The organism is Pseudomonas sp. H3_A02, assembly GCF_054671965.1.
On the sequence record NZ_CP162807.1, the window covers coordinates 4202722 to 4215768 of the forward strand.

Here is a 13047-nt window from a genome sequence, read left to right on the forward strand (position 1 = left end):
TTCACCACGTCGCCGCGGAACCCGGCAGTTCGAGGGTCCCGCGGTCGACGAAGCGCATCGTGCCGAACACGCCGCCGGCGAGCTTGCCCTTGAGCACGTAGGGCAGGTTGTCCAGGCTTTGGGTCTGGCTCAGGCCCAGGGTCTGGCGCAGCACGGAAAACGCCGAAATACTCACCGGCACGCTCAGGATCGCTTCGGAGAAGCGCGGGATCGAGCCGGTTTGGTCACTGACCCCCGTCGCCAGCGTACGGCCGTTGACCTCCAGGTCCAGCGCCACACCGTTGTAGTCGATGGCGGTTTCGTTGGGGTTCTGCACGCGCAGCTTCACGGCGAAGCGCACTTCCAGGCCCTGGTTGGGCAGCGGTTCGATGCCGACCACGTTGATGTTCAGCGGATCGCGGTGGGGGAAGAGGGCGCAGGCGCTCAGGCTGAGCAGGATCAGGAAAACGGAAAGGCCGAGGATTCTGCGCATGGATAAACTCTCAAGGAATGAAAAAACCGGCAGCGATTGAGCACGATACCCCAAAGCGTTCCGACGACAACCGTGCCCTGCTGTGGGAGCAAGGCTTGCCCGCGATGAAGGTGGTGCGGTCTTTCAGGAACCGAGGTGTCTTTTTCGCGAGCAAGCTTTGCTCCCACAGTCTTGCGAGGCTCTCGGTCCTAACAAGGCTTATGGCTCCTGACAGTTTCTGACACCAGCCTCTGCTAATCTGCGTCATCTTTTTTCTTCCCGGACAGACCATCGTGTCGCGTACCACTCGGCTGCTCACTTTGCTGCAAGTCTTGCGGGGCAAGCGTTGCCCGGTCACCGCTGCGACATTGGCGGGCGAACTGAACGTTTCCGAGCGCACCTTGTACCGCGACATCGCCGAACTCACGGCCCTCGGCGCGCCGATCCAGGGCGAGGCAGGCATCGGTTATGTATTGCGCAGCGGCCTGTTCCTGCCGCCACTGATGTTCACCGCCGATGAAATAGAGGCCATTGTGCTGGGCTTGCGCTACGTGGATCAACGCGCCGACGAGGTGCTGGGCAAGGCCGCCGCCGACGCCCTGGCGAAGGTCGCCGCGGTACTGGCCCCGGATGTGCGGGATGCTCTGCGCAACCCCACGGTGCTGCCTGGCCCGCCGGGTTATGGCTATCCGCAGAACACCGTGGAATTGAATGTGTACCGCCAGGCCATTCGCGCCCAGGCCAAGCTGTACATTGACTACGCCGACGTGAACAAGACCCCGAGCCAACGCCTGATCTGGCCGCTGGCCCTGGGCTTTTTCAATGAAGCGCGGGTGGTGGTGGCCTGGTGCGAGTTGCGCGGCGCCTACCGGACCTTTCGCACCGACCGGATTGCCTCGGCCACCGAGCAGGGCGAGCGGTATCCGGGCCGGCGCAGCGATTTGTTGCGGGACTGGTTTGCGCTGATGAAGTTGGACGAAACCGGGCGTTTCACTCCTGACAAAAACTGACACAACGCTGTTCTAGCATGGTGCCAGATCGATAAAACAAGGAGCCGTACCATGTCCAATCCCGTCTCTTCCCTGGCCCCGGCCATCGCCGGCTACATCGCGGCTGCCAATGCCCGTGACAGTTCGGCGGTGACGCGTTTCTTCGCCGAGGATGCCAACGTGTTCGATGAAGGCCAGCACCGCGTTGGCACCCAGGCCATCGCCCAATGGATGGAAGACACCGCCCAGCGCTTCCAGCCGCGGGTGGAGGTCCTCAATGTGCAGCAGCGCACTGGCAAAGTGTTGGTGCAGAACCTGATTTCCGGGACGTTCCCCGGTAGCCCGCTGGAGTTGCGCTATACCTTTCGGCTCGATGAGCAGGGTAAGATCAGTCGGTTGGATATCTCGGTTTAAAGTTCTGCACTCAGGTCTGTGGGAGCAAGGCTTGCCCGCGATGAACGATAACGCAGTTTGGCTGTTAGACCGCGGCGCGACTATCGCGGGCAAGCCATGCTCCCACAGGCCTTGCTTCCACAGATAAACCCCTTGCCAGGGTTCTGTGCAGGGTTTCTGCAGTCGCCCGCCATGGCATACTCCCCACCTTCGTTTTCCGGACCCGGGCCGTATGACTTTCGACTCCCCCTTGACTGCCTGGCAGCATGCCATCGAACACCACGGCTTCGTCCAGGACGAAGCCCAGGAATTGGCCATCATGGCGCTGGAGCAGTGCCACCAGGCGTTGCACGAGGGGCGCAAATCGATCAAGGGTGTTTATCTCTGGGGCCCGGTGGGGCGTGGCAAGACCTGGCTGATGGACCGCTTTTATGAAAGCCTCAAGGTGCCGGCGCGCCGTCAGCACTTCCATCATTTCATGGCGTGGGTGCACCAGCGCTCGTTCCAGCTCACCGGCACGCCGGATCCTTTGCAAGCCTTGGCCCGGGAGTTGAGCGCGGAAGTACGGGTGCTGTGTTTTGACGAACTGTTCGTCAACGACATTGGCGACGCGATCATCCTCGGGCGCTTGTTCCAGGTGATGTTCGAACTGGGCATGGTGATGGTGAGCACCTCCAACCTGCCGCCGGAAGAACTCTATGCCAACGGCCACAACCGTGAGCGCTTCCTGCCAACCATCACCGCGATCAAGCAGCACATGCAGGTCGTGCCAGTGAACGGCTGGCAAGACCATCGCCAGCACCCAGGCCAATTGGCGCAGCGTTATTGGTTGCGCGATCCCGGGCAACCCGATCCGCTGGCCAATGTCTTCAACCAATTGACCGCAGGGCAAGCGTCGAGCAGTGCACCGATTGAAGTCGGCCACCGTCTGCTTGAACCGGTCCAGGCCAGCGATACCGTGCTCTGGAGCCGCTACGCCGACCTGTGCGAGCAACCGTTCTCGGCGTTGGACTTCATGGCGCTGTGTGACCGCTTCAGCGTCATCCTGCTCAGTGACGTGCCCTGCCTGAGCGCCGAACAGCGCGAAGGGCGCATCGCCCGGGGTACTGAGGACGGCGTTGAACGGGTCGTGGCCGGTGACCGTGAACTGCCACAGTTGTCGGTCCACGACGACGGTGTGCGGCGGTTCATCGCTCTGGTCGACGAATGCTACGACCGCAAGGTACCGTTGTGCCTTTCGGCTGCGGTGCCGATGGATGAGTTGTACACCGAGGGCTATCTGCAATTCCCGTTTCGCCGTACGCTCAGTCGCCTCCAGGAAATGCAAATGCAACGTTTTGGTCAGCCCGCCTGACCTGTATCCCGCCGACGGCGTCGAGCCGCCGGTACTACCGAAGTGAGATGGAAGGTCATGGAAGAAGCCAAGGACATCCTTGTTCTGCAAGCCAGCTACACCAACCCGGTCCACGCCGAAGCGATCTGTCATGTGCTCAACGGCTATGCGCAGGACCCGATGGGCGGGGGACATCCGTTGTCGGCCGAGGTGCTGCTGCACCTGCCCGAGGAACTGGCCAAGCGTCCTCATGCTTTCAGCGTGCTGGCTTTCGTCAACGGCGAACCGGCGGGGCTGGTCAATTGTTTCGAAGGTTTTTCAACCTTTGCCTGCCGGCCCTTGGTAAATATCCACGACGTGGCGGTCATGCCGGAGTTTCGTGGCCTGGGGTTGAGCCAGAAGATGCTGCAGAAGGTCGAGGACATCGCCCGCCAGCGTGGTTGCTGCAAGATTACCCTGGAAGTGCTCGAGGGCAATGCCGTGGCCCAAGGCAGCTACGCCAAATTTGGTTTCGCCGCCGGCATGTTCGACCCGGCTCACGGTCATATGCAGTTCTGGATCAAGCCCCTGTAAAAGCGGGCTTCTGATCGGGTTCGGTTATTTCTGCACGACTTCAGCCAACGGCGCCTTGGGTTTCATCAGGCTAAAGTCGATCAAGGCCTTGCGCTGGGTTTGATACGGATCGCCGATCAGCAGCGGACGGGCCTTGAAGTCATCGCTGACCAGGCTTTTGCTGTGGTCCAGCTCATCAAAACTCAAGCCGGCCAGGTCCGCCCAGGTGTGAATCAGGTGCGAGCTGCTGTAGGGCCGGGACAGGTCGCCCGCAAAGTTCCAGTCATGGTTTTCCCGCCACTTGGGCGAGGCCCAGGCCATGAAGGGAATGGTGTACATCGGCGCGGTCGGCTTGCCTTCGTTCCGGCCAAGCGTGCCGTGACCCTGCGAATCGAACACGTCTTCACCGTGGTCCGACAGGTACAGCAGGAAGCCGTTGGGGTCGGTCTTGGCGTAATCCTTGATCAGGCTGGACACGACGAAGTCGTTGTACAGCACCGCGTTATCGTAGCTGTTGTAGGTCGGGACCTGATCATCGCGCAGGCCTGCCGGTACACCCTGGCGGTCAGTGAACTTGTTGAACGTCGGCGGATACCGGTACTGGTAGCTCATGTGGGTGCCGAGCAGGTGCACCACGATCAGCTTGCGTGGGGCGCTGTCGGCCATGGCCTTGTTGAACGGTTCGATCACGTCGCCATCGTACTGCGCGGCATTCTGGTTGCGGTTGTTGTTCAGGTACACCTGCTCATCGGCCTGTTGGGAAAAAGTCGTGAGCATGGTGTTGCGCTTGGTCATGGTCTGCTGGTTGGTGATCCAGAAGGTCTTGTAGCCGGCCTGCTTCATCATGCTCACCAGCGATGGCGTACTCAGGTACAGGTCTGGATTTTCCTCGTCGGCGAACGTCAGCACCTGTTGCAGCGCTTCGATGGTGTAGGGGCGCGGGGTGATGACATTGTCGAACACCGAAAGCTGGTCCTTGAGCTTGTCCAGCTCCGGCGTGGTTTCTCGCGGGTAGCCGTAGAGGCTCATGCGTTGGCGATTGGTGGATTCGCCGATCACCAGCACCAGGGTAGCCGGCTGTTCCGCCATGGCATCCTTGAGGTTGCTCAGAGGGGGAATCTTGCTGGCGCTGTGGAGCATGCCTTGCATGTTCTCCAGTTGCTCACCGTAGCGGCGGTAGGCCACCAGCATCTGCCACGGCACCGCCGGTTCGATGCGATTTTCGAATTTCTCCAGGCCACCGGCGAAGCTGCCGGTGCGCAGGGTCTGCTTGACCAGCGGATAGCCGACCACGGCGAGCACGAGAACAGTTGCCGCCACAAAGGCCTGGCCCCGGGGCAGGTATACCGGGCGCAGACGGGTCCAGAGCCAATAACCAACGGCGGTATGGGCCAGGAACGCCGCCACCATCCACCAGGCAAAATACTGGGTCAGGTACTCGCCGGCTTCAGACACGTTCGATTCGAACATGATGAAGATGACGCTCTGGGAAAATTCCTGCTGGTAAATGAAGAAGTAGCCCAGGCTGGCCATGGAGCAAGCCCACAGCACCACACCGATCAATGCCGCGAGCAAGCGTGTGCGGGCGGGGAAGAGCAGCAGGGGCGCAAGCCACACCGCACTCATCACGAACGCCTGGCGAAAGCCGGTGAAACCTGAGGTGTCGCTCAGCAGGATGAGCAGTTGGGTGATACCCGAAAAGTACCAGAAGAACAGAAACAGCCAGCCGAATCCGGCCCAGTCAAAACCTTTCGCAGTCGTTTTGCTGCGTTTGAACAAGCTCATCAAGCGCTCCAGCCTTTGTCGACGAAGCTGCCGGCACCGGATTGGTGACCGCAGGCTTGCGTCGAGCAACCTTAAAGGCGGGGAGTATTACGAGCCGGTTGTGAAAACTTTGTGAGTTTTTCGGATACAAAATGCAGATCAGATGCGAATGCACCTGGGGTAAGGAGGGATCTGTGAAAGCGAGGCCTGTAAGAGCATGGCCAGTGGGAGCAAGTCCTGTGAGAGCAAGGCCAGTGGGAGCAAGGCTTGCCCGCGATGAACGATAACGCGGTTCAGCTATTCGACCGCGGCGCGGCTATCGCGGGCAAGCCTTGCTCCCACAAAATGACACCGGTCTGGCCAGTGTCATTTCCCGACGCTATGTCTCAGGGGCGGTTACCGAGCCAGGGACTGGCTCTGATGGGACAGCTGTGAGTGTTGCAGCTGCATGCGCAGTTGCGTCACTTCATCGAGCAGCAGATCGCGTTCTTCCTTGAGTAGGCGCAATTCATCGCGACGAATGGTCACATAAAGGGTTTGGGGAGGACGTGCGGTAACGACAGGGCCCATTGCTCACCTCGCAAATGGCGTACATCAACTATAGAGATGTCGCCATGATTTGGTCGACACCTCTACTATCGGCGCCGATTCTGATTTCTTTTGCTTGTGATTGGAACTTTTTTATTTTTCATGGTCGCTGTGTCTTTGGCCGGATCTTGAGCGTTATCCCTTGTGATCGCTCGAATTACCCGGAAACTATGCAGCAATGCTCTGGACTAACCTCCTTTAGTCGATAGTGTTAAATCTTTGACACACCTTTATTTGTAGTAGGGAGCATCAGCACATGCAACTCGGGATCATTGGACTGGGCCGCATGGGCGGCAATATTGCGCGGCGCCTGATGCTCAATGGGCACGCCACCGTCGTCTATGACCGCAATGCCGCTTTTGTCGAAAACCTGCGCCAGGAAGGCGCCACGGGCGTCGCGGACTTGCCGGCGCTGGTCGCCGGCCTGGAAAAACCACGGGCGGTCTGGGTCATGCTGCCGGCCGGAGCGCCCACCGAAGACACCATCAACGTTCTCAGCGAGCTGCTCGAGCCGGGTGACGTGATCATTGACGGCGGTAACACGTATTACAAGGACGACATCCGTCGCTCACAGGCCCTGTCGGAAAAAGGCCTGAGCTACATGGATGTCGGCACCTCCGGCGGCGTTTGGGGCCTGGAGCGCGGTTACTGCATGATGATCGGCGGCGAGGCCGAGGTGGTGAAGCGCCTGGACCCGCTGTTCGACAGCCTGGCGCCGGGCATGGGCGACATCCTGCGCACCCGTGACCGCAAATCCGACGATGACCGTGCCGAACGTGGCTACATCCACGCGGGCCCAGCGGGTTCGGGGCATTTTGTGAAGATGATCCACAACGGCATCGAATACGGCATGATGCAGGCCTTCGCCGAGGGCTTCGACATCCTCAAGACAAAATCCAGCGAAAGCCTGCCCCCCGAGCAGCGTTTCGACCTGAACGTGGCCGATATCGCCGAAGTCTGGCGTCGTGGCAGCGTAGTCTCGTCCTGGTTGCTGGACTTGACCGCCGACGCGTTGGCCAGCGATCCGAAGCTGGACGGTTTTTCCGGTGAAGTTGCCGACAGCGGTGAAGGGCGCTGGACCATTGAGGCCGCCATCGAGCAAGCGGTGCCGGTTCCGGTCCTGTCCAGTTCGCTGTTCGCCCGTTTCCGCTCGCGTCAGCAAAGCACCTACGGCGACAAAATGCTCTCGGCCATGCGTTTCGGCTTTGGTGGCCACGTGGAGACGCCGAAAAAATGACCTCGATCGCCAGCAAATCCAAGGCAGAACCCGCGCCGCCGACCACGTTGTTCCTGTTCGGCGCCCATGGCGATCTGGTCAAGCGCCTGCTCATGCCGGCGTTATACCACCTCGGTCGCGACGGTCTGCTGGGCGATGGGCTGCGCATCATTGGGGTTGACCACAACGCCATCAGCGATGTGGATTTTGCCAAGAAACTCGAGGACTTCATCCGTAACGAAGCGGCGAGCAAGGGTGGTGATGCCGACCGCGCGCTCGACCCGGCGCTGTGGGCCAAGCTGGCCCAGGGCATCAGCTACGTTCAGGGTGATTTCCTCGATGACGGCACCTACCAGGCGCTGGCGGCGAAAATCGCCGCCAGCGGCACCGGCAACGCGGTCTTCTACCTGGCGACCGCGCCGCGCTTTTTCAGTGAAGTGGTCAGCCGCCTCGGTGCGGCCGGGCTGCTTCAGGAACAGGAGGGGGCCTTCCGGCGGGTGGTGATCGAAAAACCCTTCGGTTCCGATCTGCACACCGCCGAAGCACTGAACGCCTGCCTGCTCAAGGTCATGAGCGAGAAGCAGATCTATCGCATCGACCATTACCTGGGCAAGGAAACGGTGCAGAACATTCTGGTTAGCCGTTTTTCCAACAGTCTGTTCGAGGCGTTCTGGAACAATCACTACATCGACCACGTGCAAATCACCGCCGCCGAAACCGTCGGCGTGGAAACCCGTGGCAGTTTTTATGAACACACCGGTGCCCTGCGGGACATGGTGCCCAACCACCTGTTCCAACTGCTGGCGATGGTGGCCATGGAGCCGCCAGCGGCATTCGGGGCCGACGCCGTGCGTGGGGAAAAGGCCAAGGTCGTCGGGGCGATCCGGCCCTGGTCGGTGGAACAGGCCCGCGCCAACTCGATCCGCGGCCAGTACACCGCCGGCGAGGTCGGCGGCAAGTCGGTGACCGGCTATCGCCAGGAAGCCAACGTCGCCGCCGACAGCAACACCGAGACCTACGTCGCCCTCAAGGTCATGATCGATAACTGGCGTTGGGTGGGCGTGCCGTTCTACCTGCGCACCGGCAAGCGCATGAGCGTGCGGGACACGGAGATCGTCATCTGCTTCAAGCCGGCGCCTTACGCGCAGTTTCGCGACACTGAAGTCGACGAATTGCAACCTACATACTTGAGAATCCAGATTCAGCCCAATGAAGGCATGTGGTTCGATCTGCTGGCCAAACGGCCTGGGCCAGCGCTCGACATGGCCAATATCGAGTTGGGTTTTGCCTATAAGGACTTCTTCGAAATGCAGCCGTCCACGGGTTACGAAACCCTGATCTACGATTGCCTGACCGGTGACCAGACCCTGTTCCAGCGTGCCGACAACATTGAAAACGGCTGGCGCGCCGTGCAGCCGTTCCTCGATGCCTGGCAGCAGGACGCAACGGTCCAGCCCTACGAGGCCGGTGAAGATGGCCCGGCCGCCGCCGATGACTTGCTGGCCCGCGACAATCGCGTCTGGCATGGCCTCGGATGAGTGATCCGGTGAAGCGTCCCATCCGGTTTTTACTCAGCGACATGGACGGCACCTTGCTGCTGCCTGATCACAGTCTCAACCAGCGCACCATCGAAGCGGTTCGCGCATTGCGGGAGGCCGGGGTGCTGTTCAGCCTCGCCACTGGGCGGCCGCCACGGGCCATGTTGCAGCAGATCGAGGCCCTGGGCGTCGATCTGCCCACGGCGGCGTTCAATGGCGGCACGCTGGTTCATCCCGACGGCAGTTTCCTCGCCGTCCATTACCTGCCACCCGAGGCTGCATTGGCCACGCTGGCGCTGTACGCCGATCAGCCTGGCATCGAAGTCTGGGTATTCGCCGATGGCGACTGGCTGGTGCGCGACGCCAACGGTCCGATGGTGCCGGTGGAGACGAGAGGCCTGGGCTACCCGCCGGTGGAGGTCGAGAGTTTCGAGCCTTACCTGGAGCGGATCGACAAGATCGTCGCCACCAGCGCTGATACGGACTTGCTGGTGGAACTGGAGGCTCGGCTGCATCCGTTGCTCAAGGGGCAGGCCCAGGTGTCGCGTTCACAACCGATCTACCTGGATGTGACGGCGATGAAGGCGAACAAAGGCGAAGCGCTGTCGACCCTGGCCGCTTTCCTCGACGTGCCGCTGGAGCAGACGGCGGCGATGGGCGACGGTGGCAACGATCCGGCGATGTTTCACCGGGCGGGATTGTCGATTGCCATGGGCCAGGCGGAGGAGGCCATCAGGCGCCAGGCGGATGTGGTGACCGCCGCCGTGACCGAAGACGGCGCGGCATTGGCGATAGATCGTTACATCCTGTTGAGGTAATGCGATTGCGAACCCTGCGCAAGGCTGCTTTCTCCGTAATCCTCTTCGATCTGAACGAGTTGTAAGACAACTACTACAGCTCGTCCAAGTATTGGGTAGAATCCAGGCCTGATCGGATTATGGGAGGAAATGATGGGGAACACTTCAACTCAGGGCGGTAATTCGCGCAAGGCCACGCCACTGGAGCGCTTCATGCAAGCGGAGTCCTCTGGCGGCATCGTGCTCATGCTTTCGGCGCTCGCTGCGTTGATCGTGGCTAACAGCCCGCTATTACCCACTTATACCGGTGTGCTGCATTCGTCCTTTTGGGGAATGTCACTTGAACATTGGGTCAACGATGCGTTGATGGCGGTGTTCTTTCTGCTGGTAGGCCTTGAAATCAAGCGAGAAATGCAAGTGGGGGAACTGGCCAAATGGAGCCAGAGAGCGCTGCCGGGGTTCGCTGCGCTGGGAGGGATGATCGTGCCCGCCCTCATCTATGCCTGGGTCAACAGAAACTCTGCCGAAACGTTGGCGGGTTGGGCCATTCCGGCGGCCACCGACATCGCGTTTGCGCTCGGAGTGCTCTCGCTTCTGGGCAGCAGAGTGCCGATATCCCTGAAGGTTTTCCTTTCCGCGCTTGCCATTCTCGATGACTTGGGCGCGGTCGCTATCATCGCCGTGTTCTATACCTCCGGCCTGGATGTGGCCATGCTTGCCGCCTCCGCCGCTGTGATCGCTGTGTTGTTCATCATGAACAGGGCCGGAGTCACTCGGTTGTTGCCTTATCTGGTGCTGGGTGTGGTGCTCTGGGTACTGGTGCTTAAATCAGGCATACATGCGACCTTGGCGGGTGTCGCCCTTGCTTTTTGCATCCCGTTGAACAAACACCTCGACGAAGCGCAGTCCCCGCTGCTCAGACTCGAACAGCGCTTGTCGCCGTGGGTTGCGTTCGTTGTCATGCCCATTTTCGGCTTCGCCAATGCCGGTGTTTCTCTGGCAGGGGTGTCCCTGAGCAACCTGCTTGATCCTGTGCCGCTGGGTGTTGCTGCCGGGTTGTTGCTGGGTAAACAGATAGGCGTCTTCACCTTCGCGCTGGTAGCGATCAAGACAGGGCTGGCGCAAATGCCGACCCACAGTTCGTGGCGACAGGTGTATGGGGTGGCGTTATTGTGCGGCATCGGCTTCACGATGAGTTTGTTCATAGGCAACCTGGCATTCCCCGGCGCCCAGTTGTTGATCGATGAAGTGAAGGTCGGCGTATTGGCCGGTTCTACCCTGGCCGCACTCGCGGGCATCCTGGTGTTGCGGTTCTGCGCCTCTTCGAGAACATGATTGAAGCCCGCCTGATGGTGGGCTTTTCAGTTATGCAAGCTTCAATAGAGGCATACGCCGCTCAATAGTGCTGAACCGGGGGACATTGCTCAGGCCCAATACCGCGCAACCACCGCCCGATAATGCCCCTGGAGCGAGTAGCCGCCCACCAGGATTCTGCCGTCAGCCTGCACAGCCAGGACGGTGGCGGTGTCCAGGCTGTAGCCGAGTCGCGTGCGGACCCAGCCTTTGCCTTCACCGAAATCCGGATCGAGGCTGGCATCCGGCAAATGCCGGGCAAGCACAAAATCGGCTTCAATACCACCGATGGTGGCGCCGGCGGTCACCAGCTTGCCGTCCGGTTGAAGCTGGGCGGCGGTCCATTGGCTGGCGTTGCGCCCGATTGCCATGAGCTGGCATTGGCCCTGGTTGCAATGACGATCCGGCTTGCCGTCCGGTCGCACTTTCAGCGACAGGCTATGCATCGGGTCGCGGCTGCTGCCGAACGCCTGCAGATCACCGTTCGCATCCTGGACGATCTGGCTGACCATCGCGCTATGACCCTGCGCCAGGATGGACAGGAAGCCCTCTTCGCCGAAGCTGTCGTCGAGCTTGCCGCTACTGTCATAGCGGGCGATCAGGCCATGCTGGGGCAAGTCGATGGCGCCACCGACGACAATATGCCCGTCAGCCTGGAGCATCAGGCAGCCGAGCCAGGTATTTTTCAACAAGCGTCGGACCATCACGAAACCACGGCCGTTGAATGAGGTATCCAAGGCGCCGTCCGGCAGGAGCCGGATCAGTACACCGACATGGTCGGACAATTGATAGTGATGGTTGGCGAGCAAGAGGATCCGGCCATCGGCCTGTACTTGCATGTCGCAGGCCTCAAGCCCCGGCACGCCGGGCGGCAGCCAGGGATCGCGCAGGCCTTGGGAGAGATTGCCGCAGAGCCGGATGATGTGCCTGCCCGCGTTGCCGAAGCTCGGGACGGCACGGCCCTGCTGATCGAACAGCGCCAGGGCAGGAAGGGTGTGTTCGTTGTTTTCGTAGTGCAGGCCGGACAGCAGGATATGCCCGTCGGGCAGCTCGATCACTTTACCCGCCGTCGCTTCGAAGCCCTGTTCGAACGCGCCGATCACGCAGCCGCGGCTGCCGAAACCCGGATCGGTCGAACCGTCATGGTTGAGTCGCGCCAGCCCGAACCGGCTGCCATGGGCGGTCTCGATCCTCGCCGCGACCAGAATTCGGCCGGCGCGGTCGAGGGTCAATCCGGTGATCAGGCTTGAGGTGCTGTCTTCGAAATGCACCCAGGCTTTGCCGTTGGCGGCAAAGCCTGGGTCAAGTTGCCCGGCGTGGGCCAGGGGCTTGGGAAGTACGAACGCGAACTGATCGAGCATGCCAGCCTCTCCTTGCGTGTCGATCGGCCCGAACGGGCGATGACTGCATGAGGGCAACATTCAATCCCTGAATGTGACAATGCACAACTGTCAGGTCCTGTAGTTACAGGGGCGATGCGTGCCATAACAATGGCTTTACAACCCAATGCCAAGCCTGCAATCGATAACAGGCTCTACCGGCGTTTTATTCAGGCATCGACCAGGATTGCAAGGTGTAGCCTTCCTGGCTCAATTCAGCACGGGCTTGTTTCAACAGATCAGCCAGTTGGACCGGGTCGGTATAGGCGCTGCTTGGAATCTGAGTGCGACCAATATGAGTATTGGTACGGTCGATGACGGTCAGGCTAAGTTCGCCGTTACCGTCCTGTGGAGCCCAGGCCACGCATTGGAAGGGACGGAATGCGCGGTCGGCAATCAAAAGAGCTTCGTTGATACGGAGCGGGGCGTTCATGGCGTTTTCTCTTAAGTGTGCCCAAACAAATGATGTGCCGTCGGTTGGGCGTACCGTGCGGCTGGTTACTTGTACTGATGTCCCGAACCCGTAGGCGGGTCACACATTATTTAAATAAATTTCGATTTTCTTTCAGACCAGGCTTTTGGACTTTTGTTTGAAAGTGCCGTGAAAGAAAAGCGTCCGCGATAACTAACGAACCCGTCGCTTATAACCAGTTTGAGATGATCTCGATAATCAATTGATACAAGGGCGCGTCAA

13 protein-coding genes are annotated in these 13047 nt (G+C 60.3%); 8 read left to right on the forward strand and 5 right to left on the reverse strand.

What is annotated here, in order from left to right; translation table 11 throughout:
- Window position 1 precedes the first annotated feature (1 nt).
- On the reverse strand, window positions 2-472 hold the full coding sequence (locus AB4N80_RS18535) for an LEA/WHy family protein (protein ID WP_122565513.1): 471 nt from the start codon (window positions 470-472) through the stop codon (window positions 2-4).
- Window positions 473-744: 272 nt separating this feature from the next.
- Between AB4N80_RS18535 and AB4N80_RS18540 the strand changes: the two genes are divergently transcribed.
- From AB4N80_RS18540 to AB4N80_RS18555, 4 genes are all read left to right on the forward strand, one after another.
- Window positions 745-1461 carry a helix-turn-helix transcriptional regulator gene (locus tag AB4N80_RS18540; protein WP_305481655.1) on the forward strand — a complete coding sequence of 239 codons (717 nt, stop codon included), beginning with the start codon at window positions 745-747 and terminating at the stop codon, window positions 1459-1461.
- Between the two features lie 51 nt (window positions 1462-1512).
- A complete protein-coding gene (locus AB4N80_RS18545; RefSeq protein WP_122565511.1) occupies window positions 1513-1854 on the forward strand; it encodes a nuclear transport factor 2 family protein in 342 nt (113 codons plus the stop codon).
- A gap of 211 nt (window positions 1855-2065) precedes the next feature.
- Complete coding sequence (gene zapE / locus AB4N80_RS18550; RefSeq protein WP_122565510.1) at window positions 2066-3187, forward strand: cell division protein ZapE; 1122 nt, start codon at window positions 2066-2068, stop codon at window positions 3185-3187.
- 57 nt (window positions 3188-3244) lie between these two features.
- Window positions 3245-3739 (forward strand): GNAT family N-acetyltransferase, encoded by a 495-nt coding sequence (locus tag AB4N80_RS18555; protein ID WP_122565509.1) that lies wholly within the window; start codon window positions 3245-3247, stop codon window positions 3737-3739.
- A 24-nt stretch (window positions 3740-3763) separates the two neighbouring features.
- Here the strand turns inward: AB4N80_RS18555 and AB4N80_RS18560 are convergent, their stop codons facing one another.
- Together AB4N80_RS18560 and AB4N80_RS18565 are read right to left on the reverse strand one after the other, a co-directional pair.
- Window positions 3764-5503, reverse strand: a complete 1740-nt coding sequence (locus tag AB4N80_RS18560) for a phosphoethanolamine transferase CptA (RefSeq protein ID WP_122565508.1) — start codon at window positions 5501-5503, stop codon at window positions 3764-3766.
- A 375-nt stretch (window positions 5504-5878) separates the two neighbouring features.
- Entirely contained in the window at window positions 5879-6052 is a 174-nt protein-coding gene (locus tag AB4N80_RS18565; protein WP_163006701.1) for a DUF6026 family protein, read from the reverse strand.
- Window positions 6053-6326: 274 nt separating this feature from the next.
- Between AB4N80_RS18565 and gnd the strand changes: the two genes are divergently transcribed.
- The 4 genes from gnd to nhaA all read left to right on the forward strand — a co-directional run bounded on the left by gnd (window position 6327) and on the right by nhaA (window position 10956).
- Window positions 6327-7307: a phosphogluconate dehydrogenase (NAD(+)-dependent, decarboxylating) gene (gene gnd / locus AB4N80_RS18570; protein WP_460090425.1), complete on the forward strand. Its 981-nt coding sequence runs from the start codon at window positions 6327-6329 to the stop codon at window positions 7305-7307.
- The gene (zwf, locus tag AB4N80_RS18575) at window positions 7304-8824 is read left to right on the forward strand and encodes a glucose-6-phosphate dehydrogenase (RefSeq protein WP_305467152.1); all 1521 of its coding nucleotides are present in this window, start codon (window positions 7304-7306) and stop codon (window positions 8822-8824) included. Before gnd ends, zwf begins: the two co-directional genes overlap by 4 nt.
- On the forward strand, window positions 8821-9642 hold the full coding sequence (locus AB4N80_RS18580) for an HAD family hydrolase (protein WP_122565505.1): 822 nt from the start codon (window positions 8821-8823) through the stop codon (window positions 9640-9642). The genes zwf and AB4N80_RS18580 overlap by 4 nt, the downstream gene beginning before the upstream one ends.
- Before the next feature lie 132 nt (window positions 9643-9774).
- Window positions 9775-10956 (forward strand): Na+/H+ antiporter NhaA, encoded by a 1182-nt coding sequence (gene nhaA, locus AB4N80_RS18585; RefSeq protein WP_122565504.1) that lies wholly within the window; start codon window positions 9775-9777, stop codon window positions 10954-10956.
- Window positions 10957-11045: 89 nt separating this feature from the next.
- Here nhaA and AB4N80_RS18590 read toward each other — a convergent pair whose 3' ends face one another.
- Both AB4N80_RS18590 and AB4N80_RS18595 read right to left on the reverse strand, forming a co-directional pair.
- Window positions 11046-12335: a hypothetical protein gene (locus tag AB4N80_RS18590; RefSeq protein WP_122565503.1), complete on the reverse strand. Its 1290-nt coding sequence runs from the start codon at window positions 12333-12335 to the stop codon at window positions 11046-11048.
- Window positions 12336-12519: 184 nt separating this feature from the next.
- Window positions 12520-12786, reverse strand: a complete 267-nt coding sequence (locus AB4N80_RS18595) for a hypothetical protein (protein WP_013693488.1) — start codon at window positions 12784-12786, stop codon at window positions 12520-12522.
- Between the last annotated feature and the right edge of the window lie 261 nt (window positions 12787-13047).